Annotated in this window: 24 protein-coding genes and 1 tRNA gene; 18 read left to right on the top strand and 7 right to left on the bottom strand. The window is 70.4% G+C overall.

The window, feature by feature from the left end; genetic code table 11:
• Window positions 1-162: 162 nt before the first annotated feature.
• Entirely contained in the window at window positions 163-786 is a 624-nt protein-coding gene (locus tag RY076_RS09145; protein WP_323097353.1) for a hypothetical protein, read from the bottom strand.
• A gap of 475 nt (window positions 787-1,261) precedes the next feature.
• Between RY076_RS09145 and RY076_RS09150 the strand changes: the two genes are divergently transcribed.
• From RY076_RS09150 to RY076_RS09165, 4 genes are all read left to right on the top strand, one after another.
• Complete coding sequence (locus RY076_RS09150) at window positions 1,262-2,005, top strand: FRG domain-containing protein (RefSeq protein WP_323098239.1); 744 nt, start codon at window positions 1,262-1,264, stop codon at window positions 2,003-2,005.
• Window positions 2,002-3,150, top strand: a complete 1,149-nt coding sequence (locus tag RY076_RS09155) for a DUF262 domain-containing protein (protein ID WP_323097354.1) — start codon at window positions 2,002-2,004, stop codon at window positions 3,148-3,150. The genes RY076_RS09150 and RY076_RS09155 overlap by 4 nt, the downstream gene beginning before the upstream one ends.
• A gap of 175 nt (window positions 3,151-3,325) precedes the next feature.
• Window positions 3,326-3,532 carry an HD domain-containing protein gene (locus RY076_RS09160; protein ID WP_323098242.1) on the top strand — a complete coding sequence of 69 codons (207 nt, stop codon included), beginning with the start codon at window positions 3,326-3,328 and terminating at the stop codon, window positions 3,530-3,532.
• Between the two features lie 100 nt (window positions 3,533-3,632).
• The gene (locus tag RY076_RS09165) at window positions 3,633-4,772 is read left to right on the top strand and encodes a tyrosine-type recombinase/integrase (protein ID WP_323097355.1); all 1,140 of its coding nucleotides are present in this window, start codon (window positions 3,633-3,635) and stop codon (window positions 4,770-4,772) included.
• Window positions 4,773-4,861: 89 nt separating this feature from the next.
• On the opposite strand, the gene RY076_RS09170 is transcribed toward RY076_RS09165, so the two are convergent.
• Window positions 4,862-4,935, bottom strand: a tRNA-Gly gene (locus tag RY076_RS09170).
• Window positions 4,936-5,044: 109 nt separating this feature from the next.
• On the opposite strand from RY076_RS09170, the gene RY076_RS09175 reads away from it, so the two are divergent.
• Both RY076_RS09175 and RY076_RS09180 read left to right on the top strand, forming a co-directional pair.
• A complete protein-coding gene (locus RY076_RS09175) occupies window positions 5,045-5,476 on the top strand; it encodes a hypothetical protein (RefSeq protein ID WP_323097356.1) in 432 nt (143 codons plus the stop codon).
• Window positions 5,476-6,333 (top strand): SMP-30/gluconolactonase/LRE family protein, encoded by an 858-nt coding sequence (locus tag RY076_RS09180; protein ID WP_323097357.1) that lies wholly within the window; start codon window positions 5,476-5,478, stop codon window positions 6,331-6,333. Before RY076_RS09175 ends, RY076_RS09180 begins: the two co-directional genes overlap by 1 nt.
• Window positions 6,334-6,337: 4 nt before the next feature.
• On the opposite strand, the gene RY076_RS09185 is transcribed toward RY076_RS09180, so the two are convergent.
• Window positions 6,338-7,846, bottom strand: coding sequence for an AAA family ATPase (locus RY076_RS09185; protein WP_323097358.1), 1,509 nt, complete (start codon window positions 7,844-7,846; stop codon window positions 6,338-6,340).
• A gap of 82 nt (window positions 7,847-7,928) precedes the next feature.
• On the opposite strand from RY076_RS09185, the gene dcd reads away from it, so the two are divergent.
• Window positions 7,929-8,507: a dCTP deaminase gene (dcd, locus tag RY076_RS09190; protein ID WP_323097359.1), complete on the top strand. Its 579-nt coding sequence runs from the start codon at window positions 7,929-7,931 to the stop codon at window positions 8,505-8,507.
• A complete protein-coding gene (locus RY076_RS09195; protein ID WP_323097360.1) occupies window positions 8,504-9,265 on the top strand; it encodes an alpha/beta hydrolase in 762 nt (253 codons plus the stop codon). The genes dcd and RY076_RS09195 overlap by 4 nt, the downstream gene beginning before the upstream one ends.
• Window positions 9,266-9,288: 23 nt before the next feature.
• Here the strand turns inward: RY076_RS09195 and RY076_RS09200 are convergent, their stop codons facing one another.
• Complete coding sequence (locus tag RY076_RS09200) at window positions 9,289-10,737, bottom strand: aromatic amino acid ammonia-lyase (protein WP_323097361.1); 1,449 nt, start codon at window positions 10,735-10,737, stop codon at window positions 9,289-9,291.
• A gap of 188 nt (window positions 10,738-10,925) precedes the next feature.
• On the opposite strand from RY076_RS09200, the gene RY076_RS09205 reads away from it, so the two are divergent.
• The 6 genes from RY076_RS09205 (at window position 10,926) to rpmG (ending at window position 15,524) form a co-directional block, all read left to right on the top strand.
• Window positions 10,926-11,696, top strand: a complete 771-nt coding sequence (locus RY076_RS09205; protein WP_323097362.1) for an IclR family transcriptional regulator — start codon at window positions 10,926-10,928, stop codon at window positions 11,694-11,696.
• Window positions 11,693-12,877, top strand: coding sequence for an ABC transporter ATP-binding protein (locus tag RY076_RS09210; protein ID WP_323097363.1), 1,185 nt, complete (start codon window positions 11,693-11,695; stop codon window positions 12,875-12,877). Before RY076_RS09205 ends, RY076_RS09210 begins: the two co-directional genes overlap by 4 nt.
• Window positions 12,877-13,521: an ABC transporter permease gene (locus RY076_RS09215; protein ID WP_323097364.1), complete on the top strand. Its 645-nt coding sequence runs from the start codon at window positions 12,877-12,879 to the stop codon at window positions 13,519-13,521. The genes RY076_RS09210 and RY076_RS09215 overlap by 1 nt, the downstream gene beginning before the upstream one ends.
• Window positions 13,518-14,297: an ABC transporter permease gene (locus RY076_RS09220; protein ID WP_323097366.1), complete on the top strand. Its 780-nt coding sequence runs from the start codon at window positions 13,518-13,520 to the stop codon at window positions 14,295-14,297. Before RY076_RS09215 ends, RY076_RS09220 begins: the two co-directional genes overlap by 4 nt.
• Before the next feature lie 35 nt (window positions 14,298-14,332).
• A complete protein-coding gene (locus RY076_RS09225; protein WP_323097367.1) occupies window positions 14,333-15,262 on the top strand; it encodes an ABC transporter substrate-binding protein in 930 nt (309 codons plus the stop codon).
• A 94-nt stretch (window positions 15,263-15,356) separates the two neighbouring features.
• On the top strand, window positions 15,357-15,524 hold the full coding sequence (gene rpmG / locus RY076_RS09230) for a 50S ribosomal protein L33 (protein WP_323097368.1): 168 nt from the start codon (window positions 15,357-15,359) through the stop codon (window positions 15,522-15,524).
• 135 nt (window positions 15,525-15,659) lie between these two features.
• On the opposite strand, the gene RY076_RS09235 is transcribed toward rpmG, so the two are convergent.
• Window positions 15,660-16,313, bottom strand: coding sequence for a hypothetical protein (locus RY076_RS09235; RefSeq protein WP_323097369.1), 654 nt, complete (start codon window positions 16,311-16,313; stop codon window positions 15,660-15,662).
• 241 nt (window positions 16,314-16,554) lie between these two features.
• Between RY076_RS09235 and RY076_RS09240 the strand changes: the two genes are divergently transcribed.
• From RY076_RS09240 to RY076_RS09250, 3 genes are all read left to right on the top strand, one after another.
• A complete protein-coding gene (locus RY076_RS09240) occupies window positions 16,555-17,820 on the top strand; it encodes a GAF domain-containing protein (RefSeq protein WP_323097370.1) in 1,266 nt (421 codons plus the stop codon).
• A 200-nt stretch (window positions 17,821-18,020) separates the two neighbouring features.
• A complete protein-coding gene (exaC, locus tag RY076_RS09245; RefSeq protein ID WP_323097371.1) occupies window positions 18,021-19,544 on the top strand; it encodes an acetaldehyde dehydrogenase ExaC in 1,524 nt (507 codons plus the stop codon).
• A 35-nt stretch (window positions 19,545-19,579) separates the two neighbouring features.
• Complete coding sequence (locus RY076_RS09250) at window positions 19,580-20,026, top strand: DUF779 domain-containing protein (protein ID WP_323097372.1); 447 nt, start codon at window positions 19,580-19,582, stop codon at window positions 20,024-20,026.
• Between the two features lie 21 nt (window positions 20,027-20,047).
• Here the strand turns inward: RY076_RS09250 and RY076_RS09255 are convergent, their stop codons facing one another.
• Entirely contained in the window at window positions 20,048-20,788 is a 741-nt protein-coding gene (locus RY076_RS09255; protein ID WP_323097373.1) for a transporter substrate-binding domain-containing protein, read from the bottom strand.
• A 95-nt stretch (window positions 20,789-20,883) separates the two neighbouring features.
• Window positions 20,884-22,947, bottom strand: a complete 2,064-nt coding sequence (locus tag RY076_RS09260) for a hypothetical protein (protein WP_323097374.1) — start codon at window positions 22,945-22,947, stop codon at window positions 20,884-20,886.
• Window positions 22,948-23,261: 314 nt separating this feature from the next.
• Here RY076_RS09260 and RY076_RS09265 point away from each other — a divergent pair, with 314 nt between their 5' ends.
• Window positions 23,262-24,311, top strand: coding sequence for a M4 family metallopeptidase (locus RY076_RS09265; protein ID WP_323097376.1), 1,050 nt, complete (start codon window positions 23,262-23,264; stop codon window positions 24,309-24,311).
• The last annotated feature ends 71 nt before the right edge of the window (window positions 24,312-24,382 follow it).

The raw sequence follows: 24,382 nt of genomic DNA on the forward strand, positions 1-24,382 counted from the left end.
GCTGCCCGTGCTTCGCGGTTGGCTGTTGCAGACTGGTAGCACGCGGCGACGACTTCAGCGTCTTCGTCGTGTAGCAGGCCAAGTGCACCGCGCTCCCTTGGCCCTGAGCGCGATTCCCATCCGGGACTGGCCGGGCCCTAGCAACCGCGTGCGGACCGACTGTCACTCAGGATGGTTGCCCTCTGCGACGGGACCCTCGCTCTCGAGGATCGTTGATGAGGGGACGACGTACGGGGGCCACTTTGGCCATTTGAGCATCGTCGTTGTCGCGACATTGCCCTGGGGAACGACTTGAACTCGCCAGGTGAGGTTGTCGCTGACCAGTTCCACGATGAGGGAGCCCTCGACGTCGCCTCGCTCAAAGCTTGTTGGCCAGAGCTGCTCCGCCAGAATGTCTGTCCAGCGCTTGGCAATCGCCTGCACGGCGGCCGACACGGCCTCGTCCTCGCCAATCTGCCTCGGTGATCCGGCCAACAGTTCTGGGGCGCGCTTCAGTTGGTCGTAGATGAATGCCGATACCAGCCCCGAGGCGAGGGGGTCGCTCAGCACCGTGTGGACGACCTGCCACATGCCGCCCGCTTGCTCGTCGCCCCAGTGATCAGGGCGCAACTCCTCGCCGTTCGCCCGGGCTACGTCGATTTCCTCAGACGCCGATACGTCGATCTCCCATTCCACCCCGCACGTGCACGTGCGCACGGCGTGATCGGCCCCGTCCGTGCGAGGGGCAAAGGCATAGACGTTGCAGCGCTGACATGTCGGGCCGTTGCCCCCGAAGATCATCCCCATCCGAGGAGCATGCCGTGCTCGTTGCGCACATGGGATGTTGCGCCACGTAATTTCGACTGGGGATGCCCGGCACTCTTGGCTCCCGGTTGGCCAGAGGAGAGCCACCGAACCGGTAGCGGAGCACAAGAGACTGGCGGAGTGGCCGGGTCAACGGTGGCCGTAGGTCATCACGGAGTGACGCGTAGCGCCGTTGATGCGGTCCGGAGTCGGGCGGATGCTCAAGCGTCGGGCCGGCGGCTCGTAGGTCAGATGGCTCTGGAGTGACGCTGGCGACGTGCCGGTTGGCGCGGCGGAGCCGCGCCCTTGATCTCATAGAGCCCGTACCAGCAATGTGCAGCATGGCCGCCGAGGGAGCTCGCAGCCTGGAGAAGTGAGTAGGCCCGTGATGACCTAAGGTCTGCGTAAGGCGCACGTTGAGGCCAGTCTGAGGCCACAGGAGCAGGGGCGGGGAGGCCACGTGGAACCCATTGAGACTGTGTCGTCAGTTTCGGAGTATGTCTCGGCGTTGAAAGGCTTGGGTGCGTCCGGAGAAGCGCCTCCCCTGTGGTTCCGGGGTCATGCCCGCAGCTCGTACAGCCTGACCCCCTCTTCGTTCAGGCCGCCAGGATATGACCAGCACGAGGGGGCCATGCTCAAGCGTTTCATGCAGGATGCGCAGAGCTTCTTGGTCGAAGGTCCCGCCGACCGCTGGGAGTGGCTGTTTCTCGCTCAGCATCACGGTGTGCCAACGCGACTTCTAGACTGGTCGGAGAACGCCCTGATTGCCCTCTATTTCGCCACCGAACTAGGGACATCCCTAGAGGGCATGGATCCTCCGGATGGCCGGGTTTGGATCCTTCTTCCGACGAATCTCAATGATTTGGGCACTTGGAGAGGTCAGCATCGGGAAGACCTTCCCCTGCTTGGTGTTGATGAGCACTTAGAGCAGTATCACCCATTTGAAATGGTGCCTCCCCAGTCTGTTTTGCGTCCCGTTGCGTGCCTGGCGACGCGGAACTTCCGCCGAATTCAGCATCAGTGGGGCACCTTCACGATCACTCCTGAGGCTAGGCCCTTGGAGTCTGGAGATGGGGCTGACCAATACCTTCGGTGTTTAGATATTCCGGCAACCGCAAAGCATGACCTGCGGGACGAACTCGTTCACCTGGGTATCCAAGAGCGCTTTGTCTACCCCGACCTCCATAGGCTGGGCGCTCGCGTTAAGGAGTTGTTCTCATGACGGGCATACGGATAAAGAGGCAGATGCTGCCCGTCGCGGAACTGCTTCGCATGCATCGACAACTCCTCCTTGATCCTGAGTATCAGCGGGAAGGGGGAATTTGGACGAAGGGCCGGCAGCAACTCTTCATCGACAGTGTGTTGAATCGCCTTGATGTCCCCTCGGTCTATCTGCATGAGCTCAGCCCCCCGCGATTTCAAGGAGAGCAGGCGATTCGCTTCGCAGTGGTCGACGGACGCCAACGCCTCGAGGCGTTAGTTTCCTTTGCGTCGGGCGATTTCGGTCTTGCGCCCGACTTCCGTTTGCTGGAGGAAGAGTTGCTGAACGAGGGCATGCTCGACCTCGACGCGGAGTTCCCGCAGGCTAACCTCCGTTTCGCCAACCTGCGCCTGAGTGACCTGCAGGGCATGGGTTCCACTCTCTATTACCGTTTCATGGAGTACGAAGTTCCCGTCTCGATCATTCAGACAGATGATCAGGCGCTCATTGAGGAACTTTTCTTCAGGCTTAATGAGGGCGTGCCTTTGACCCCCGCGGAGAAGCGCGCGCGTGGAGCCCTTCTTCGGGAGAAGGTGCTGCCGCTTGTGAAGGAAGATGAAATCTTCCGGGCGGCAAAGTTTACTAATCGGCGGAGGAGTCTGGAGGATCTTCTTCTTCGGCTGCTGTACCTCATGGATCGGGGGGCGTCTCCCGAGTCGGTGCCGGATATCAAGAAGAAGGCCCTTGACGACTTCGCTAGCTCCTTCCGCCCAGAGCTCGGGCAGCGATGGTCTGCCGGCGAGGAGCAAGACGCCAGGACGCGTCTGGAGGGACTTGTGAACCGCGTGACTCCTGCGGCGGAGGCGATCAATTCCACGTTCTTCGAAAATGATCCACTTCTGTCCTCGGTCAGCACTTACGTGGTCTACTTCCTGGTCTTCAGGAAATTGCTTGACGACGGTGGCGGAATGCCAGCACGCGACCAATTTGAAGCCTTTACTGCAAACCTCATGGCGTTGAGGGGGCGGTCTGAGGAAGACTTGACGCCTGACCAAAACGAGGCTTTAGAGTTCGCGCAGCCCCTACAGGGGTCCACCACTGGCTCATACTTCGCTCGGAGAGCTCAGATCGTGATGCGGTACCTAGACAGGACGCTCACGTTGTAGTTCGAAGCCCGTTGTGGAGAATCAGGGCCACCAGATGGATTCTGCTTGCTGATGGTTGCCGCCAGTGACTCTGGTGGGTCCCGCGACTGGTGCAGGACGGTGTGGATGAGCACTCTGACGGCTTCGAGGTTGGCGGCAGACCGCCTTGGCGGGTCTCGGTCGTCGCTGGGCGCATGTGCAGGCTGTTGGACAACTGGCGGAGGTCCTTGCGCTTCGCAGGCTGGTCTCGGCCGAAGTTGCAGCGGCGGCGTGGCTCCACGATGTGGGTTACGCGCCGTCGGTTGCGCAGACGGAGTTCCACCCACTAGACGGCGCGCGATTTCTCCAGAAGTACGGCGTCGCCTCCGAAGTAGCATTGCCCAGCGGCGCATCCGCTTCGTGAAGGTGGGCCAGCACGTGAGGATCCCTGAGTCGGCGCTCGTCGAGTTCGTGGCCGCTGGGATGGTCGAGCCCGTCGACCGTGCGAACCGGCAGGCGTCCTGATGGCAACCCGGAGGAAGCGGCGCGAGTTCGGTGCCGTCCGCCAACTGCCCTCGGGCCGCTGGCAGGCGAGCTACTTGGCCGCCGACGGCCTACGCCGGACCGCGCCCAACACGTTCCGCACCAAGGCCGATGCTCACGCCTGGCTGACGGTGCGGCAGTCCGAGCTCCTCCGCGGCGACTGGCTCGACCCTGACTTGGGCCGTGTCATCCTCGACGACTACGCAACCAAGTGGATCGTCGAGCACCGCATCAGCGCCCGAACTCGGGACCTGTACGAGGGCCTGAACCGCCTGCACATCCGGCCAATCCTCGGCCACGTGCAGCTCGGCTCGCTCACCACTGAACGTGTCCGCGCTTGGCGCGCCGAGCTTCTCCGCTCGGGCCGCTCGGAGGTCACGACCGCCAAGGCGTACCGGCTGCTGCGTGCGGTGCTCAACACGGCCGTGGATGACGGACGAATCGCCCGCAACCCTTGCCGTATCAAGGGCGCCGACCAAGAGAAGGCTCCCGAGCGACCGGTCGCGTCGGTCGCCCAGGTGTTCGCTCTTGCCGACGCCGTCGGCCCGCAGTTCCGAGCCTTCGTCCTGACCGCCGCCCTCACGAGCATGCGATGGGGCGAGTTGATCGCCCTCCGTCGCCGCGACCTCGACCTCGAGGAGGGGTTGGCCTTCGTCCACCGGAGCCTGATCGAACGAGGCGGAGTCCTCGAGGAGGGACCGCCCAAGAACAACAGCGTCCGCGTGGTCACGCTGCCCGCCCTCCTGGTCGACGAGTTGCGCAAGCACATGGCCCGAGTAGCCGACGGCGACGACGCCCTGGTGTTCACGGGGGAGCGGGGCGCCACCCCACGCCGGGGCAAGCGGCGCGCCAACGTCGGGTGGGCACAGGCTCTCGTTGCTGCCGGGCTGCCGGAGGGCTTCCACTTCCACGACCTGCGCCACACGGGCAACCACCTCGTCGCCCAGTCGGGCGCGTCGACGCGAGAGCTGATGCACCGGATGGGCCACTCGACCATGCGGGCCGCGCTGATCTACCAGCACGCCACAGAGTCCCGGTCGCGCGCCCTCGCCGACCGTCTCAACGATCTGGTCGCCGCGCACCGTGGACCCGCCTCGGAGGCCGTGGACGAGGGCACGTAATTGCACGTTCGTTGCGCGCGGCACCAAGGGCACCGCCCCAAAGACGAAGCCGCAGGCCGGGAGACGTGTCCTGACCTGCGGCTTTCGTGTGGAGCGAGCGACGGGAATCGAACCCGCGTATCCAGCTTGGGAAGCTGGCGCTCTACCATTGAGCTACGCTCGCACGGGCCGCCGGCAGGTGCCCCACGCGGGGTGTGAGGCGGCACGCGGCGTCAGTGTAGCCGACGCCCCACCACCTCCACGCACCGTCTCCCCAAGGCCCCGACACCACCATGGACCTCGCCAAGCAGACCGCCCTCGTCGAGCACGCGCGGGCCCGCGGCGGTGACTCCACCCAGGTCGCCGTCACCCTCGAGCAGTTCTTCGACGGCAACGACTGCGAGTGGTGCATCGCGCCCAACCGCGACGAGGCCATGCCCCTCGAGACCGTCCGGCGCGTCCTCTTCGACCTGCGCGAACGTCCCGAGGTGCACGACGTCCGCGTGGAGCTCGACGTGCTGGAGTTCCAGAGCTACCCCGATGACGAATGGCCCTACGCGAGTGGGGTGGCCGTCATCACGACCCTCATGCCGGAGGAGGTCGACGCCATGACCGTGGACGCAGAGACCGAGCCGAGCGGCGGTCCGGCGGCGAGCGTCGACTGGCTCGTCGACGCGCCCCCGGTGCCCGACGGCCACCACTACGTCGGCGTGTGGTGGGACTGATGACCGGCCTCGTTCAGTCGCGTCCCGAGCAGGTCACCGCGCCGCTCTGCTACCACGCCGAGGGTCCCGTCTGGTCGCCGTCGTGGGGCGGCCTGCGCTGGGTCGACATGCTCGCCGGTGACGTCCTGACCCTGCACGCGGACGGCTCGGTCGCCTCGCTGCACGTCGGCGAGGTCGCCGCGTTCGTCCGCCCGCGGACACGGGGCGGCTACGTCGTCGGCACCGAGCGTGGCCTCGCCCTCGCCGACGACCCGGGCGCCGACCCGACGCCGTGGCTGACGCTCTGGGACGACCCGTCGGTGCGGATGAACGAGGGCGGCTGCGACCCCCAGGGCCGGCTCCTCTGCGGCTCGATGCCCTACGACCGCACGCCGGGCGGCGCACGCCTCTACCGCGTCGAGCCCGACGGCCGCGTCACGACGGTCCTGCCTGACGTCACCATCTCCAACGGCATCGACTTCTCGCCCGACGGCACCCGCGCCTACTACGACGACACCCCGACCGGGCGCACCGACGTGTTCGACGTCGTCGACGGCGAGCTGACCGGCCGCCGGCCCTTCCACACCCCCGACGCCGGCCACCCCGACGGCCTGGCCGTCGACTCCGCCGGCAACGTGTGGGTCGCGCTGAACGGGGCCGGACGCGTCCGCTGCGTGTCGCCGACGGGCGAGGTACTCGCCGAGGTCGAGGTGCCGGCACGGCTCACGACGGCCTGCGCCTTCGGCGGCGAGGACCTGCGCGACCTCTACGTCACGACGTCGCGCGAGAACCTCAGCGACCCTGAGCCCGAGGCCGGTTCGGTCTTCCGGGTCCGGGTCGCCGTGCCCGGGCGTCCCGTGCTGCCCTTCGCCGGCTGACGCGTCAGCCTCGGTACACCGCGCCGCTCCCCGGCGCGTAGGCGTGGAAGCCGCTGCGGCGCGGTCGTCCCGCGTGTGGGAACGGCGCAGGGCCGGGCTCCGCGTCGTCCCCCGCGGCAGGGTCGACGCCGAGCAGGCTGCGTGTCAGCCGCTCGCCGTCGGCCAGCAGCTCGTCGAGGGCGATCCCGAGGTGGTCGTCGGCCGGCGGCTCGTCGGCGATGGCCGCGGCGAGGACGGCCCGGCGCACCAGCTCCTTGGTGAACGAGGCCGTCGTGCCCTCCGAGCGCGCGGCCGCCGCCGACATCGCCTCGGCGCTGAAGAGGTGCCCGCCGTAGAGGCGCAGCAGCTCGAACCGGCCGTCGCCGTCCGGCAGCGGGATCTCGGCGGCGAGGTCGACCCGGCCGGGTCGCTGGGCGAGCGCGACCTCGAGGTCCTCGACCCGATTCGTCGTCAGGACGAACGCGACGTCGGCGTCCGCGTCGAGGCCGTCGAGCGCGTCGAGCACCTCGAAGAGCAGGGGAGAGGCCCCCATCGGGGCGAACGAGCGGTCCTCGGCCACGAGGTCGCAGTCCTCGAGCACGACGATCGCCGGCTGGTGGGCGCGGGCCACCTTCGCGGCGTCGTGGATGAAGCGGAGCGAGCCGCCGCTCAGCAGGACGGCCGTGGTGCCCGGGGTGGCGGAGAGCAGGTAGCGCACCGTGTGCGTCTTGCCGGTCCCGGGCGGCCCGTAGAGCAGGACGCCCCGCTTGAGGTGCTGGCCGTGGGCGCGGAGGCGCTCGCGCTGCTCGCCCATGCCGATGACGTGGTGCCCGACGCGGTCGAGCAGCCCGTCGGGCAGGACGACGGCCGCGGCGTCGATGCGGGGACGTTCGACGAACGTCACCCCGGCGAGGCCGGGGCCGTACGGGTCGGCCCCGAAGGTCAGGACCTGTCCGCGGAGGATGCTGCGGGCGTCCATGAGCTCCTGGACCCGCGCCATGAGCGCGTCGGAGGTGTCGCGGTCGTGCGAGATCACCTCGATGGAGCCGGTCTCGCGGCCGAACTGCCGGTTCATGCCCTGCTGCCGCACGGCCACCGGCTCGCCCTCGAACCGGAACAGCCGGATGCCCGACGTGACGACCTGGCGGTAGTCCTCCTTGCCGGGGCCGGTGGGCATGCGGTCGTAGTCGACCTGCCCGACCGGCATCCCCGAGCCGTGGATGCTCTGCACGAGGTCGCCGAGGGACATGTGGTGCCGGGCGTCGCCGGCGATGCCGACGATGCTGCGCTCCGCGTCGGCCTCCCAGACCTCGGCCAGGGCGATGTCGGCGTCGACGAGCCGGTGCGGCAGGACCGGCTCCGACACGACGGCCAGGCCCTGCGGCGACACCCCGAGATGCTCCCGGAGCACGTCGACGAGCCGGGGCCCGCCGTCGTCGTCGGGCAGCTGCTCGAGCATCCGCCGGACGAGCCGCTGGAACTGGGCCGTGAACTCGCGGGTCTGCTCGACCGCGCCCCCTGACTGCTCCGTCATGAACCAACGGTAGGTGGTGGCGGCGCCGCGCGGGGCTGAGCGGCGCCCGGACCCTGCCGGGCCCGCCCTGTAGCCTCGACCCGTGCTGCTCTCCGACAAGGACATCCGGGCCGAGGTCGACGCCGGTCGCGTCGTCCTCGACCCGTGGGACGAGATCATGGTCCAGCCGTCGAGCGTCGACGTCCGGCTCGACAAGTTCTTCCGGCTCTTCGACAACCACAAGTACCCCTACATCGACCCGGCGGCCGAGCAGCCCGAGCTGACGCGCCTCGTCGAGGTGGGCCCGGAGGAGGAGGGGTTCGTCCTGCACCCGGGCGAGTTCGTCCTCGGCTCGACGCTCGAGACGGTCACCCTGCCCGACGACCTCGCCGCGCGCGTCGAGGGCAAGAGCTCCCTCGGGCGCCTCGGCCTGCTGACGCACGCCACGGCCGGCTTCGTCGACCCCGGGTTCTCCGGTCACGTCACGCTCGAGCTGTCGAACGTCGCGACGCTGCCGATCATGCTCTACCCGGGCATGAAGATCGGACAGCTCTGCTTCTTCAGGCTCACCAGTCCGAGCGAGAACCCTTACGGGTCAGGCAAGTACGGCTCGCACTACCAGGGCCAGCGAGGCCCCACCGCGAGTCGGTCGTTCCAGAACTTCCACCGGACGCAGGTGTGAGCGCGACGCTCGACGGACCGGCCCGCGTCGACGCCCCGCCCACCGACGACGGGCTCCCGCTGGCGACGCTCGTGTGGCACGCGCGTCCGTCGGACGCGCGCGTCGTCGTGCTCGTCCTGCACGGCGGCGCCGTCGACGGCTTCGAGCCGAACCGGCCGTGGTCGCACAACGTCGCCCGCCTCGTGCCCTTCGCCCGGGCCCTCGCCCACCGCGTCCCCGGGCCGGTCGCCGTGGCGCGCCTGCGCTTCCGCGTGCGGGGCTGGAACGGCGCCGACGCGATGCCGGTGCTCGATGCCGAGTGGGCCCTGCGGCAGCTGCGCGAGGCCTACCCCGGCGTGCCGATCGCGGTGGTCGGCCACTCGATGGGCGGGCGCACCGCCCTGCACGTCGGCAGCGGTCCCGACGTGCGCCTCGTCGTCGGCCTCGCTCCCTGGATCGAGAAGGGCGACCCGCGTCCGGGGCCCGCGCAGCGCACCGTCATCATCCACGGCGACCGCGACGTCATCTGCGGGCTGAGCCGCTCGCGCTCCCTCGTGGAGCGGATGCAGGCCGACGGGCTCGACGCCTCCCTCGTTCGCGTCGAGCGGGGCGACCACGCGATGCTCGTGCGCTGGCCGCTCTGGACGCGTCTGGTCACCGGCGTCGTCACGGAGACCTTCGCCGCCGAGCTCGGCCACGACGAGGAGCCGCCGACCGGCCCCGAGGGCGCCGCCGTGGCGCAGGTCGTCCACTCGGGCGGCGTCGTCCTCGACATCTGAGCCCCCGACGCGTCCGCCCCGCCTCAGGGGAACGGCAGCGGCGTCGCGGCGACCCAGTGGTCGACGACGTCGACGGCCGCCGCGACGCTCGGGGCGAGATCGTGGTCGTCGACCTCCGCGATGAGGTGGGCGCACCGGGCCATCAGCTCGGCCAGCTCGCCCGACACCGGCCGACCGCTCAGCTCGACGGCGCGGACCGCGGCGACGAGCTCGAGGGCGATGAGCTGGCGGTAGGCGTCGGCGGCCTCGGCGAGGCGCGCCGTCGACACGGAGGCGTGGCTCGCGCCGTCCTCGACGCCGGCGGAGACCGAGACCCACTGGATGGAGCGCGCCGCCGACGCGGCCTCGCGGATCAGGGCCATGGCCGACGCGGCGCCGTACTCGAGGATGAGCAGGCCCGAGGAGCCTGCCTCCGGGCCGGCGAGGAACCGGGGGAGCCCGCTCGCCGGGTCGGTCAGCAGGTGGGAGATGCGGGAGGCGATCGTGTGGGCGGAACCGACGAGGGCGAGCAGGGAGGCGTCGACCGCGAGGGCGAGGTAGGCCTGGTGGAAGCCGCCGTGGTGGGCGACGGTGGGCGGATCGAGCTGCAGGACGGCGGGGTTCTCGCCGCCGGTGTTGACGAGGGCCTCGACGACGTGGCGCAGGTCGTGGAGCTGGTCGAGGAACGGGCCGTGCACCTGCGGGAACGTGCGCAGCCCGAAGAAGTCCTGGATCTGCGCGGGCTCCACCATGTCGGCCTGCACGAGGCGGGTCACCGTGGCCGCCGCCGTGACGGCACCCTCGAACGGGGTCACCGACGCGACGGACGGCCCGAACGCCTCGGGGTTGCCGCGCAGCGCGAGGAACGACAGGGCGCAGACGGCCATGGCGACCTCGGCGAGGCGGGCCAGGTCGGCGCAGCCGAGGGCCGCCTCGGCGAGGGTGAAGGCGCTGCTCGACATCAGGGGGAGTGCGTCGGCGTCGTCGAGGTGGGCCGGCGAGCGCAGCGTCCCGTCGCCGCGGGGGCGCTCGCCGAGGAGCGTCAGGCCCACCTCCGCCAGCGCGGTGAGGTCGCCGGTGCCGATGGCGCCGCGCCGGTGGACGACGGGAAGCTGCCCGTCCTCGGCCCGGACGGTGTCGACGAGCGCCTCCAGCAGGGCGCTGCTCGCGCCGGACGCCCCGGCGAGCAGCTGGTTGACGCGGATCGCCAGGGCGCTGCGCACGGTCGGCTCGGGGAACGGCTCACCCCACCCCGCGCTGTGGCTGCGCAGCAGCGCGCGCCCCGGACGTGGTGAGGCGCTGATCCGGTCGCGGTTGGCGCCGACGCCGGAGGTCCTGCCGTACACCGGTCGGACCGAGGCCACCGCCTGCGCGGCGCGAGCGGCCCGGTCGACCCCCGCGGCCGCCTCGGCGTCGACGGCGAAGTCCTCGCGCCGGCCGAGGGCCTCGATGGCCGCGACCGTCAGCTGCTGTCCCGTCAGGGTGATGGTCATGGGCGGTCCTCAGGTCCTCGGGTCCTCGGGTTTCCCGTCGAGACGGGTGGCCGAGCGTGAGATTCCTCGGGCAACGGGGGTGTTGCTCTGACTTCGCAGTGTGCCAGACTGCCACTGTGTAGCAAAGGCATGCCACTGAATGAAATGCCGACCTGCCCCCGACCCGATCGCCCGACGAGGTGTCACGCATGACACGACCCGCTCGCCCCACTGTGGTCCGGACCAGCGCCGCCCGGACCGCCGGACATGCCGCGGCCGGTGCCGGTCGAGGGCGCCCGGCGCCCGGCGCCGCGGCCACCCGCTCCGTCGAGCGCGCACTCGGACTGCTCGCGCACGTCTGCGAGGCGGCCCCGACGAGCCTCTCCGAGTGCGCGAAGGCGCTCGACCTGTCCCCGACGACGGCCCTGCGCCTGCTGCGCACCCTCGAGGGCCTCGACTTCGTCAGCCGCGACGAGGGCGGAGACTTCCACCCCGGGTCGCTGGCCTTCCGGTTCGGGGCCGTCGCGCTCGGTCGCAACCAGATGGTCAAGGTGGCCGAGCCGGCACTGCGTCGGCTCAGCGTCCACTGCGGGGAGTCCGCCTACCTCGGCATCGCGGGCCGGCCGGAGGAGGCTGTCTACATCGCGATGGCCGAGGGGACCTTCTCGATCCGCCACGCGGGCTGGGTCGGGCGCACCGTCCCGGTCGACCGCACCGCCATCGGCGCCGCCCTGCAGGGGCGGACCCCCGAATGTGGGTATGTCGTGGTCCGCTCGAAGGTCGAGGAGGACGTCACGGCCATCGCGGCCCCCATCGCGTGGCTGGGCGGCATCGCGGGTGCCCTCAACGTCGTCGGGCCCTCGTATCGTCTGGACCTGAAACGAAGTCGTGACGTCGGCGAAGCCGTCGCCGCGGAGGCTCGAACGATCGCGCGAACCCTGTTCCCGACCCACCACACGAATGAGGTGACGAGCCGATGATCCGGTTCGAGTCCGTGACCAAGGAGTACCCCGACGGCACCCTCGCCGTCGACGCGCTCAGCCTGACCGCCCCCACCGGCAAGATCACGGTGCTCGTCGGCCCGTCCGGCTGCGGCAAGACCACGTCGCTGCGCATGATCAACCGGATGATCGAGCCGACCGGTGGCCGCATCCTCATCGACGACCGCGACACCTCCACCATCGACGCCGCCGAGCTGCGCCGCGGGATCGGCTACGTCATCCAGCACGCCGGGCTCTTCCCGCACCGCACCATCCTCGCCAACATCACGACCGTCCCGCTCCTGCTCGGGTCGGACAAGGCCAAGGCCAAGAGCCGCGCGCTCGAGCTCATGGACCGCGTCGGGCTGCCCCAGTCGTTCGCCAAGCGCTACCCCTCGCAGCTCTCGGGTGGCCAGCAGCAGCGCGTCGGTGTCGCCCGCGCCCTCGCGGCCGACCCGCCGGTCATGCTCATGGACGAGCCGTTCAGTGCCGTCGACCCCATCGTGCGCGAGCAGCTGCAGGACGAGTTCCTGCGGCTGCAGAGCGAGATCGGCAAGACGATCGTCTTCGTCACCCACGACATCGACGAGGCGATCAAGCTCGGCGACCAGGTCGCCGTGCTCCGGGTCGGTGGCCATCTCGCCCAGCTCGCCACCCCGGAAGAGCTGCTGTCGCAGCCGGTCGACGACTTCGTCGCCGACTTCGTCGGGCGCGACCGCGGCTACCGCACGCTCGGGTTCCGCAGCGCGCCCTTCCCGACGCACGCCGAGCCGACCGCCCGCATCGGTGCGACCGTCGACGAGCTGCGGGCGCTCACCGACGACCGGTGGGTCCTCGTCCTCGACGACGACGACCACCCCGTCGGGTGGGTCGAGCCGGACCGCGTCGACGGCTCGGTGTCGCGCGACGCGCTCCACCGGGGCGGCACCGTGGCCTCCACCGACGGACCACTGCGGCAGGCCCTCGACGCCGCACTGTCGGCGCCGTCGGGGCGTGGCGTCATCGTGGGGCCCGACGGGGTCTTCGTCGGCACGGTCCGGGCCCGCGACCTCATCGCGCCCATCGAGGCGAGCGCGGCCCGTGAGCGGGCAGCCGCCGACGCCGAGCGCAACGAGTCGGGCGCATCCGGCGAGCCCGGCGAGACCGGCGAGCCCGTCGCGACGGAGCCGAAGGCCCGCTGATGGACTGGTTCACCTCGCACCTCGACGACGTGTGGCGCCTGTTCGTCATCCACGCCTACCTCGCAGGCCTCCCGCTCCTGCTGGGCCTGCTCGTCGCGCTTCCGCTGGGGTGGCTCGCCCGCCGCTTCTCGTGGGCCTACCCGCCGCTCATCATCGGCACCGGGCTGCTCTACACGCTGCCCTCGCTGGCCGTGTTCATCCTGCTCCCCGGCATCCTGCACACGAGGATCCTCGACCCCGTCAACGTGGTCGTCGCCATGACGGTCTACACGGTCGCCCTTCTCGTCCGCACGGTCGCCGACGGCCTGGGCGCGATCTCCGACGACGTGCGGCTCTCGGCCGACGCCATGGGCTACCGGCCCGTCCGCCGGCTGCTCGGGGTCGAGCTGCCCCTCGCCATCCCCGTCATCTCGGCGGGCCTGCGCGTCGCCGCGGTCAGCAACGTCAGCATCGTCAGCGTCGCGGCCATCATCGGCGTCGAACAGCTCGGCTCACTGTTCACCGACGGTTTCAACCGTGACTTCTTCGCGCCGATCGTCACCGGCATCATCGCCTGCGGCGTGCTGTCGCTGCTCTTCGACGTCATCATCGTCGTCGTCACCCGGCTGCTCACGCCCTGGACCCGAGCGAGGGCCGCCTCATGATCAACGACATCATCAGCTGGCTGACCGACCCCGCGAACCGTGACGACATCGTCCAGCGCCTGCTCGAGCACCTCCAGTACGTGTTCCTCGCGACGGTCATCGCGGCGGTCATCGCGATCCCCGCAGGCATGTGGGTCGGCCACACCGGCCGCGGCAAGTTCGCCGTCGTCAACCTCTCCGGCTTCGCCCGTGCCATCCCGACCCTCGGTCTGCTCTTCTTCATCGTGCTGTGGCTCGGACCCAGCCTCTCGGGCGACATCGCGTTCCTGCTGCCGAGCCTCATCGTGCTCGTCGTGCTGGCGATCCCGCCGATCCTCGCGGGGACCTACGCCGGCATCGACGAGGTCGACCCCGCGGCCCGTGACGCCGCGCGGGGCATGGGAATGCGTGGTTGGCAGGTGCTGTTCAAGGTTGAGGTGCCGTGTGCTCTCCCGCTGATCTTCTCGGGCCTGCGCTCGGCGCTGCTGCAGGTCGTGGCCACCGCGACCATCGCGGCGACGGTCGGGCTCGGCGGCCTCGGTCGTTTCCTCATCGATGGTCTGGCGGTTCGCGACTACCCCCAGATGGCCTCCGGCGCCGTCCTGGTCGCAGCCCTGGCCCTCGTCATCGACCTCATCGCCGCCGTCGTCCAGCGTTTCGCCGTCTCGCGCGGCATCACCGGACGGTTCCGCACCAGCAGCGGACGCCCCGCAGCGCGATCCTCCGCCGAGTCCACTCCAGAGTCCCCTGCAGAGTCACCGACCAGTACGACCACGACGGTCGGCACCGTCAGCTGATCCCCAGGCCCAGCGCCCACAGGAAAGAGAAGAGCATGACGCACAGCAAGACCATCCTCACGGCGGTCTCCGCCCTGGCTCTGGCCGGCCTCGCGGCTTGCGGGTCGAGCAGCGGAGGCAGCCCCCTCGACCAGCCGACCGGCGCGGGCTCGAAGGCCCCGAGCGGCACCATCGTCGTCGGGTCGGCCAACTTCCCGGAGTCCGAGCTGCTCATGGACATCTACGCCGGAGCGCTCAAGGCCAAGGGCGTCACCGTCGACACCAAGCCGAACATCGGCAGCCGCGAGACCTACATCCCGGCCCTGCAGGACGGCTCGATCGACCTCGTCCCCGAGTACACCGGTGTCCTCGACCAGTACTTCAACAAGTCCGCCAAGGCGACCGACTCCCAGGCCGTGTACGACGAGCTCAAGGCCTCCCTGCCCTCGGGGCTCCAGGTGCTCGACAAGTCGGCGGCCGAGGACAAGGACGCCGTCGTCGTCACCAAGGACACCGCGGCGAAGTACAACCTCAAGACCATCGCCGACCTCGGGCCCGTGGCCAAGGACCTCGTCCTCGGCGGCCCGCCCGAGTGGAAGACCCGCGAGTCCGGCGTGCCGGGCCTGAAGAAGGTGTACGGCCTGACCTTCAAGGAGTTCAAGCCGCTCGACGCCGGTGGCCCGCTCACCGTCCAGGCCCTGAAGAACGGGCAGGTCCAGGCGGCCAACCTCTTCACGACCGACCCGAACGTCCCCGCCAACGGGTTCGTCGTGCTCCAGGACCCGAAGTCGTTCTTCGCGGCCCAGAACGTCGTCCCGCTCATCACGAAGTCGAAGGTCAACGACAACGTCTCCACGGCGCTCAACGCGGTGTCCGCCAAGCTCGACACCTCGACGCTGGCGGGCCTCGTCAAGCAGGTCGTCATCGACAAGAAGGACGCCGAGCAGGTGGCCTCGGACTTCCTGAAGTCGGCCGGCCTCGGCTGAGCCATCGTCGAGTCGCGGGAATGACGTCGGGTCGAGAATGGTTCTCATCGGTGGCGGATGGACGTCCGCCACCGATAGCAGAGGAGCAGTTCCCTTGGCCAAGCGCACCGACCTTCGCCCCGTCGTCACCCTGCGGTCCACGGCGGGCACCGGCTACAGCTACGTGACGCGCAAGAACCGTCGCACCAGCCCCGACCGGCTCGTGCTGCGCAAGTTCGACCCGGTCGCCCGGGAGCACGTCGACTTCCGCGAGACCCGCTGATCGGCTGATCCGCTGATCCGCTGATCCGCTGATCCGCGGCGCCGGCCCGGCGCCCGTTCGGCACGACGACACAGCACGACGCGGCCGCGTCCCCACCTCGGGGACGCGGCCGCGTCGTGTCTGCGGGTCCGACCCTCAGGATCTGGTGACGGTGCGGTCCGACGTCGGCGCCGGGGCCGGCCGCACGGCCGGCTGCGGCGGTGCGGCGGGCTGGGGCCACGGCACGGCGACCGTCGGCGTCGGGACGGGCACGAAGGCCTTGGCCGCGTCGATGCCGCCGCGCAGCATCTGCACGAGCCGCTCCTCCGGGTCGTCGATGCAGGCACGGGCCACGCCGTCGACGCCGAGAGCGACGATGCGCGCAGCGTTCGAGGGGCGCAGGGCGGCGGAGTTGAACCCCATGCGGGCCAGGGTGATCCGGGCCCAGCGCTCGGCAGCGGGCGCCGTCTTCAGTGCGGCCCGCGAGGCGGCCGACAGGCGTCCGGGCTCACGGCCGTCCTGCTCGGCGAGGATGCCCTCGGCGTTGAGGATCGCGATCGCCATGGCGTTCTGACGCTCTTCCGCGGCCACCGGCAGCGCGGCGCGCGCCGTGCTGAGCACGATCGCCGTCGTCGCGCGCGGGTCGCTCGGGTTGAGGCCGACGACCTCGGGGACCATCGTCACGAGGCGCTGGCGGTTCGGCTCGTCGAGCATGTCGTTGACGCAGCGGGCGAGCGTGGCGAGCACCGGATGGGTGCAGGCCGGGTGGTCGCTCCACCGTTCGCCGGCCAGGAACGAGGCCATCTCCATGAAGCAGGCACCCTTGCGTGGGTTCCTGTGTCGGCCGCGGGACAGTACCGGCACTCCGTCGGGCACGAATGGGGCTCGTCGTGACATGGGTCGCTCCTCGGCTTGCTCCTGACGATTCTTCGGTCGGACCTCTTCATGGTGCGCCTGATCCGGCGCGTTGACCACCCTTTCGCAAACCCTCGGCGCCCCGGTCTGCGGACGATCCCTGTCGGGCCGGCCCATCCGTGTGCACAATCGGGCCATGGCCGACCGTGAGATCGAGGGTGACGCCGGGGGTGACGCCGGGGGTGACAGGGAGGGCGCGGGCGTCCGGGCGCACGTCGCCGACTCCTGGGTGCGTTCGGCGGCCGCAGGCGTGCACGTCGACACCGTCGACGCCCCGATCACGCTGCCGGCGGACGCGTTGCGCGACCATCGCGAGGCCCATCCGCTGGCCCGGGTCTTCCCGCTGCTCGACGACGTCCTCGGCCAGGCCGCGCGCGACTGCGACGCCGTCATGGCGGTGGCCGACGCCGCGGGCCAGCTGCTCTGGGTGTGTGGCTCGCCGAGCACGCTGCGGCGCACCGAGAGCATCGGCTTCGTCGAGGGCAGCAACTGGGACGAGCGGCTGGCAGGCACCAACGCCCCGGGCATGGCCCTGCGCCTCGACCGCCCCGTCAACGTCATCGGCGCCGAGCACTTCCGCCGGTCGGTCCAGCGGTGGAGCTGCGCGGCGACCACGATCCACGACCCGAGTGACCAGAGCGTCCTCGGCGTCCTCGACATCACCGGTGGCGACGACATCGTCGCCCCGCAGACGATGGCCATGGTCCGGGCCGCGGCCCGGATGGCCGAGTCCGAGCTGGCCCGCGAGCTGCTCGTCAGCGCCCGGCACGCGTCGGCCCAGCCGGCGGCTCCGGGAGCGCTCGCCGTGCTCCTCGAGGCCCTCGGACGCAACGACGCGCTGCTCACCGTCGACGACGGCCGCGGCCACCGGCGCACGTTGAGGCTCAGCCCACGGCACAGCGAGATCCTGCTGCTGCTCGCCTCGGCCCCGCGCGGCCTCTCCGGCGACGAGCTCGCGGTGCTGCTCTACGAGGAGGACAGCAGCGCCTCGACCCTCCGGGTCGAGATGGGCCGGCTGCGGGCCCTGCTCGGGGAGGACCTGCTCGCCTCGCGGCCCTACCGGCTCGTCGCAGAGCTGTCGGGCGACTGGCTCGCAGTCGAGGCGCACCTGGCCGCCGGTGACGTCGCGAGCGCGATGCGGACCTACCGGGGGTCGCTGCTACCGCGCTCGGCGGCGCCGGGCGTCGTCCGGCTGCGCGAGAGCGTCGAGGGCGACGTGCGCCGGGCCGTCCTCACGAGCGGGCGCCCCGACCTCATGTCGGCGTGGACGCGCTCGGCGACCGGCTCCGACGACTACGAGATGTGGCAGGCCCAGGCCGCCCTGCTCGGCCCGACCTCCCCGCTGCTGCCGCTCGTGCTGAACCAGCTGAACCGGCTCGACCGCGAGCTCGGCACCCCCTGAGGAACCGCCCACTCGACGTACGGGACGCAGCCACTCGTGGCCTCTCGACGGTCGACTGAACCGTCGAGAGGCCACGTTCGGCTGCTGGTGAACGGTCGAGTGGGCATTTCGCCGCGACGCAACGTGGTTGCAACGTTCGGTTGCCTAGCGTCCTGCCAACCCCGTTTCGGGGACACCACCAAGGACGTTGGGAGAACCACATGACCACCTACGCCCCGCCCGGATCGGCAGACTCGCTCGTCTCGCTCCAGGACAGGTACGGCCACTTCATCGGCGGCAACTGGGTCGACCCGAAGAAGGGCCTCTGGTTCGAGAACATCTCGCCGGTCAACGGCAAGCCGTTCTGCGAGGTCGCCCGCGGCACCGAGGAGGACATCGTGTCGGCCCTCGACGCCGCCCACGCCGCCGCACCCGCCTGGGGCCGTACGAGCCTCGGCGAGCGCTCGCTCATCCTCAACCGGATCGCCGACCGCATCGAGGAGAACCTCGAGATGCTCGCCGTCGCCGAGACGTGGGAGAACGGCAAGGCCGTCCGCGAGACCCTCGCCGCCGACCTGCCGCTGGCCGTCGACCACTTCCGCTACTTCGCGGGCGTCCTTCGGGGGCAAGAGGGTTCGAGCAGCGAGATCGACGCGGACACCGTCGCCTACCACTTCCACGAGCCGCTCGGCGTCGTCGGCCAGATCATCCCGTGGAACTTCCCGATCCTCATGGCCGTCTGGAAGCTCGCCCCGGCCCTCGCCGCGGGCAACTGCGTCGTGCTCAAGCCCGCGGAGCAGACGCCGTGGTCGATCCTCAAGGTCGTCGAGCTCGTCGGTGACCTGCTGCCCCCGGGCGTCGTCAACGTCGTCAACGGCTTCGGCGTCGAGGCCGGCAAGCCCCTCGCGAGCAGCCCGCGCATCGCCAAGATCGCGTTCACCGGCGAGACGACGACCGGCCGCCTCATCATGCAGTACGCCTCGCAGAACATCATCCCGGTGACCCTCGAGCTCGGCGGCAAGAGCCCGAACGTCTTCTTCGAGGACGTCGCGCAGGAGCGGGACGCCTTCTACGACAAGGCGCTCGAGGGCTTCACGATGTTCGCCCTCAACCAGGGCGAGGTCTGCACCTGCCCGTCGCGCGCCCTCGTGCAGAGCTCGATCTACGCCGACTTCGTGCCCGACGCCGTGGCCCGGGTCGAGAAGATCAAGCAGGGCAACCCGCTCGACACCGAGACGACGATGGGCGCCCAGGCGAGCAACGACCAGCTCGAGAAGATCCTGTCCTACCTCGACATCGGCCGGCAGGAGGGCGCCAAGGTCCTCACCGGCGGTGACCGCAACGTGCTCGAGGGCGACCTCGCCGAGGGGTACTACGTCGCGCCGACCGTCTTCGAGGGGAACAACTCGATGCGGATCTTCCAGGAGGAGATCTTCGGCCCGGTCGTCTCGCTGACGAGCTTCGACGACGAGGCCGCAGCGCTCTCGATCGCCAACGACACGCTCTACGGCCTCGGCGCCGGGGTGTGGACCCGCGACGGCTCGCGCGCCTACCGGATGGGCCGTGGCATCAAGGCCGGTCGCGTGTGGACGAACTGCTACCACCAGTACCCGGCGCACGCCGCCTTCGGTGGCTACAAGCAGTCGGGCATCGGCCGAGAGAACCACAAGATGATGCTCGACCACTACCAGCAGACGAAGAACCTCCTCGTCTCGTACTCGCCCGACGCGCTCGGCTTCTTCTGACAGGCCGGCACGACGACCGGAAGGACTGCGTGCCCATGCCCCCCGAGACGGTCGCACCCGGTGAGCCCTCGGCTTCCCCAACCCGGGTCGACCTCACCGGTGAGGCGGCGGATCTCCTCCGCCGCCTCACCGGGATCCACGGTCCGTTGATGTTCCACCAGTCCGGCGGCTGCTGCGACGGCAGCTCGCCCATGTGCTTCCCCGTCGGCGACTTCATCACGAGCGAGGCCGACGTCCACCTCGGCGACCTCGCGGTCCACGGTCTCGATGCCGCGGTGGAGTTCTGGATGTCGGCGTCGCAGTACGCCTACTGGAAGCACACCCACCTCACCGTCGACGTCGTCAAGGGTCGCGGCAGCGGCTTCAGCGTCGAGGCGCCCGAGGGGGTGCGGTTCCTCATCCGCTCGCGCCTGTTCACCGACGCCGAGAGCGCGGCCCTCGGTCTCGGGCGACCAACGCTGCTCGTCGACGGGAGCGCCTGAGCCGCAAGCCAGCCCGACGCGTCAGGCGGGTGGCGCCACGGCGGCGGTCTGGCCGGAGCGGGTGAGCGAGGCGGCGACGAACCCACTCGCCTTGAGCTCCTCGACGAGGTCGTGGAGGAAGCGCTGCGTCGCCTCGCTCCGCCCGGCCGGCGTGCCGACGGCCTGCCGGATCTGCATGAACGCGTCGTCGACGACCCGGCTGCCGGGATGGCTCGCGACCCACTCCGTCGCCGGCTCGCGGATGCCAGCGCCGGCCTCGAGCCCCTCGGCGGCGAAGACCTCGACGCCCTCGGCGCCGCGCACGACCTCGGCGTGAGTCAGGACGCGCGCCAGGTGCAGGTCGTACGCCGATCCGGTCTTCACACCGACGCGCACGCCAGCCCGGTCCACGTCGGCCGCGACCCGCACCGGTGAAGCGTCCGGCACGACGTAGACGCCCTCGATGAGGACGTACGGCGCCGTGAAGGCCACCTCGGTGGCCCGGGCCGGGTCGACGGCGAGGAAGCAGAGGTCGGCGCGACCGTCGGCCATCGCCTCGAAGGAGAGCCGGGCCGCGTCGAAGCACAGCAGCTCGAGCGGTACCCCGAGCCGCGCCGCGACCTCCCGGGCCAGGTCGACCGTGACTCCACGTGGGGCATCCGGAGTGCCTTGCGCCAGAACGGGGTTGCCCAGGTTGATCGACGCGCGAAGGGCGCCGGTCGGGGCGAGGTCGTGAACCACGTCGGCGGGTGCGCTGGCGTCGGGCGTCGGGGAGGTCGTCACCCGCGTCACCCTACGTCGCCGCGGGCAGGCGTGGACGGGGCCGGCTCCGAGGGAGCCGGCCCCGCCATGAGTCGTCCTGTCAGGGAGGTGAGGTCCTACGGGGTGAAGGCGCTCACCCGCGTCGACCAGTTGGCGAGCGCCGTGCGGCTGCCGGGACCGTGGCCGGCCCCTGCGCAGGTGCCGAGCAGGTTGTCGCCGGAGCCGCCCGCGAAGAACGGACCGCCCCACGTGGTGTAGTCGCACGCGACGGCCACGTACTCGCTCGAGACCCACACGGTGTCGCCGTCGACCGACGCGGCGCCGTAGTCACCCCACCGGGTACGGGGCGGGTTGCCGACCTGCGCCTTGTAGCTCGTGAAGCCGTCGTCGACCGCCTTGCCGGCCCCACCGGGTGTGACGCTCCAGGCGCCGACGCCGCTCAGGGCGTCGATTGAGGCGTACGCGGCGCTCGGGAAGGTGTCGTCACCCGTGGCGGTGAAGGCCATGACGCCGCGCCCGCTCGGCGTGACGCCGATGGCGGGGTAGGTGAAGTCCTTCCCGGTCGCGGCGAGGTAGCCCGCGAGACCGACCTTGGGTGCCAGCGTGGAGCCGCCCGGCTTGACCACGTACCAGGCGATCCCGGCACGGTTGGAGCCGCCGACCGTGACCGCGCTGTCGAGGGCGCCCCACAGCTTGCCGTTGGCGTAGGTCACCTGCTGCATGCGGGTGTCGTTGGAGTCCGGCGTCGAGATCTTCTCGGCCGACGGTGCGCCGACGAGCAGGCGGTAGCAGCCGTTCTGGCCGTTGAAGAGCGGCTGCGTCGTGTCACCGAGGCAGTGCCCCTGGGGCGCGTCGGTACCCGGTGTCGTGCCCGAACCGGGCTGCTGCTGCTTCGGCGGCAGCGCGTAGGTGCCGACGTCGACGAGCCGGCTGGCCAGGCTGACGTTCGGGCTGCCCGTGCTGAGCGACGCGGTGTTCGTCATCGACCACACGACGATCTGGTTCGACACGTAGTCACCGCCGGTGCCGGTGACCGGGTGGGTCGCCTCGTCCGCGGCGTTCGAGCTGAGGAAGTACTCCGTGCCGTTGTTGGCGAGGTTGAACGACGACGTGCCGGGCGACTGCGCAGGCCACACCGTGAAGCCGGGCTGGGTGGACCCGGCCTGGCTCGGGGCGGCGACCATGCCCGACGTGTCGAGGTGCTGGATCGTCACGTTGGTCGCCCCGGCCGCGAGCTGGGCCTTGGACAGGGCGTAGACCTGGGCACCGGCGAACCCGTTGGAGTTCCAGGGGTAGGCGTTCGTCGTCAGGTAGACGCCGTTGGCGTCGGCGCCGATGTGCGGGTAGTCACCGAGGTACGGACCGGGGTTGACCCCGCCGGCGTTCGTGCCGTCGTGGGTCACGTCGATCTTGTAGATGTTCCACGCGCCGGTCGGGTTCGACGTCCGGGAGACCGCCAGGTCGAGGTGGTTGACCTGGTTGAGGCTGTTGTCCGGGTTGCGGTCCAGGGTCAGCACCACGAGGAAGAAGCGCTGCGTGGCGGCGTCGTAGATGCACGTCGGGTCCGTGATGTCCGGCCCGGCGACACCGGTCGCGCGGTTGATCGCGGGCGGGTACCCGTAGAAGGAGTTGAGGTCGACCGTGTGGTGGACGTCGCGCGGGAAGCCGGACACGACGTTGCTCGCCGTGTTGTCCGGCAGCTGCGAGGCGCCGCTCGAGTCGTAGACGTTGAGCACGTCGTTGACGGCCTCGACGACGTGTCCGCCGCCGACGCACAGTCCCTGGTCGGGGGGCTCGACGGTGAACTGGTTGCCGCCCCTCGCGTAGCGCTGCTGGTAGATGTTGAGGCCCTCGAACCCGGTGCGGAAGGTCGGGTTCGACTTGGCGCGTGTCGCGTTGCCGACCGCGACGCCGTGCCCGGCGGCGTGGCCCTGCGAGAGGGTCCGGTCGGTGACGGTGCCGGTGAAGGCGTCGGGCGAGTTCTCGTCCTCGGGGGCCTGGAACTCGGGGCCCGTCGAGCCGGAGTCGAAGGAGCCGGTGACGGGGGTTGCGGTGCCCGCGAGGGCGACCGACTGGGAGGCCGCCTGGGCCGTGGTGCTGGCGAGCGAGAGTGCTGCCAGGACGAGTGCCGGTGCCGCTACTGCACCGACGCGCGCGAGATGGGCGCGGGACAGGGACATGCGTGTCCTTTCGAGGTGGGGCCAGCCCCGGGTGCGGCCACCGTGCTCGGCGCGCACTCGAGCCTGGCCGGGCCAGACCGGAGCGGGGCCGACCGACCTCGGGTATCGGCGTCGCCGTGTGCCGGGTCGTCCTCAGGGGCCACTGTGCCACCGGCAGAATCCTCGTGAGACCGAAATGCCGCGACAGGATCTTCGGAAGGGGACGAACGAGGACCAAGGGGGCAGCCGACGCACTTCTGCCCGGCACAACGGCCCGTGGCAGGTCCGGAAGGCCTACTGTCGCGGTCACCACCGTCGAGGAGAAGGGCCGCGTCATGGCACCCAACCGCAGGCTGTCCCGCACCGTCACCGCCGCCGTCGCCGGGGCACTGGCGGCGGCTGCCGCCACGAGCGTCGCCCCTGCACAGGCGACGTCGGACCCGTACACCTACACCGCCGCCGGAACGGTCTTCTCTCCCAACCCCGTCCAGGACCTCGGCATCGAGACGCTGACCGACCAGAAGGACGCCGACTACGCGGCTCTCGCGCCCGCCTACCACCGCGTCACCCTGACCCACCTCGACGCGTCGGGCACCCTCACCGGCGCGTACGTGCGCGTCAAGAGCTCGACCGGGTCCCCGGCCCGCACGGTGAACGGAGCCTTCCCGGCCTTCCACCGCGACGTCGACCAGTTCGAGCAGGTCATGGGCTACTACTGGGTGACCACCGCCCAGGAGTACCTCCAGCACCTCGGCTTCGGTGGGGCGCTGCGCCCGGTCAACCAGCGCCAGATCGAGCTGCGCGTCGGTCAGTACGGCGGCGACAACTCGTTCTTCAAGGACACCAAGGCGAACATCACCCTCGGCAAGGGCGGCGTCGACGACGGCGAGGACGCCGAGGTCGTCGTGCACGAGTACGGCCACTCGGTGCAGGACGGGCAGGTACCCGGGTTCGGCACGACGCTCGAGTCCGGCGCCATCGGGGAGGCGTTCGGCGACTACCTCGCCGTCGTCGTCACGAGCTGGCGCTCCGGGGTGCCGACGAAGGCTCCCGAGGCGTGCGTCGCCGACTGGGACTCCACGTCCTACACGAGCACGGTCCCGCACTGCCTGCGCCGGCTCGACGGCACGAAGACCTACCCGGCCGACGTCGTCGGCGAGGTCCACGCCGACGGCGAGATCTGGTCGCGGGCCCTGTGGGACATCCGCACTGCGCTCGGCGACACCAGGGCCTCGACGCTCATCGTCGAGGCGCAGTTCGCCTTCGCTCCCGACACGACCTTCCGGGCGGCCGCGCTCGACACCGTCGCCGCCGCCCAGCGGCTCTACGGGTCCGCGGCCGCCAACGCCGTGACGAAGGCCTTCCAGGCCCGCGGCATCCTCTGACCCGCACACGCCCTGTCGAGACGGCAGGTCGTCGCGCCGCCGGAAACGTGAACGGCCCCCTCCCGCGTGCG

This window comes from Intrasporangium zincisolvens, from assembly GCF_034724055.1.
GTDB classification, from domain to species: Bacteria; Actinomycetota; Actinomycetes; order Actinomycetales; family Dermatophilaceae; genus Monashia; species Monashia zincisolvens.

Coding starts and splice junctions, on each gene's coding strand:
- RY076_RS09145 (WP_323097353.1), bottom strand. CDS start 786: ATGGGGATGATCTTCGGGGGCAACGGCCCGACATGTCAGCGCTGCAAC.
- RY076_RS09155 (WP_323097354.1), top strand. CDS start 2,002: ATGACGGGCATACGGATAAAGAGGCAGATGCTGCCCGTCGCGGAACTG.
- RY076_RS09165 (WP_323097355.1), top strand. CDS start 3,633: ATGGCAACCCGGAGGAAGCGGCGCGAGTTCGGTGCCGTCCGCCAACTG.
- RY076_RS09175 (WP_323097356.1), top strand. CDS start 5,045: ATGGACCTCGCCAAGCAGACCGCCCTCGTCGAGCACGCGCGGGCCCGC.
- RY076_RS09180 (WP_323097357.1), top strand. CDS start 5,476: ATGACCGGCCTCGTTCAGTCGCGTCCCGAGCAGGTCACCGCGCCGCTC.
- RY076_RS09185 (WP_323097358.1), bottom strand. CDS start 7,846: ATGACGGAGCAGTCAGGGGGCGCGGTCGAGCAGACCCGCGAGTTCACG.
- RY076_RS09200 (WP_323097361.1), bottom strand. CDS start 10,737: ATGACCATCACCCTGACGGGACAGCAGCTGACGGTCGCGGCCATCGAG.
- RY076_RS09205 (WP_323097362.1), top strand. CDS start 10,926: ATGACACGACCCGCTCGCCCCACTGTGGTCCGGACCAGCGCCGCCCGG.
- RY076_RS09210 (WP_323097363.1), top strand. CDS start 11,693: ATGATCCGGTTCGAGTCCGTGACCAAGGAGTACCCCGACGGCACCCTC.
- RY076_RS09215 (WP_323097364.1), top strand. CDS start 12,877: ATGGACTGGTTCACCTCGCACCTCGACGACGTGTGGCGCCTGTTCGTC.
- RY076_RS09220 (WP_323097366.1), top strand. CDS start 13,518: ATGATCAACGACATCATCAGCTGGCTGACCGACCCCGCGAACCGTGAC.
- RY076_RS09225 (WP_323097367.1), top strand. CDS start 14,333: ATGACGCACAGCAAGACCATCCTCACGGCGGTCTCCGCCCTGGCTCTG.
- RY076_RS09235 (WP_323097369.1), bottom strand. CDS start 16,313: ATGGAGATGGCCTCGTTCCTGGCCGGCGAACGGTGGAGCGACCACCCG.
- RY076_RS09240 (WP_323097370.1), top strand. CDS start 16,555: ATGGCCGACCGTGAGATCGAGGGTGACGCCGGGGGTGACGCCGGGGGT.
- exaC (WP_323097371.1), top strand. CDS start 18,021: ATGACCACCTACGCCCCGCCCGGATCGGCAGACTCGCTCGTCTCGCTC.
- RY076_RS09250 (WP_323097372.1), top strand. CDS start 19,580: ATGCCCCCCGAGACGGTCGCACCCGGTGAGCCCTCGGCTTCCCCAACC.
- RY076_RS09260 (WP_323097374.1), bottom strand. CDS start 22,947: ATGTCCCTGTCCCGCGCCCATCTCGCGCGCGTCGGTGCAGTAGCGGCA.
- RY076_RS09265 (WP_323097376.1), top strand. CDS start 23,262: ATGGCACCCAACCGCAGGCTGTCCCGCACCGTCACCGCCGCCGTCGCC.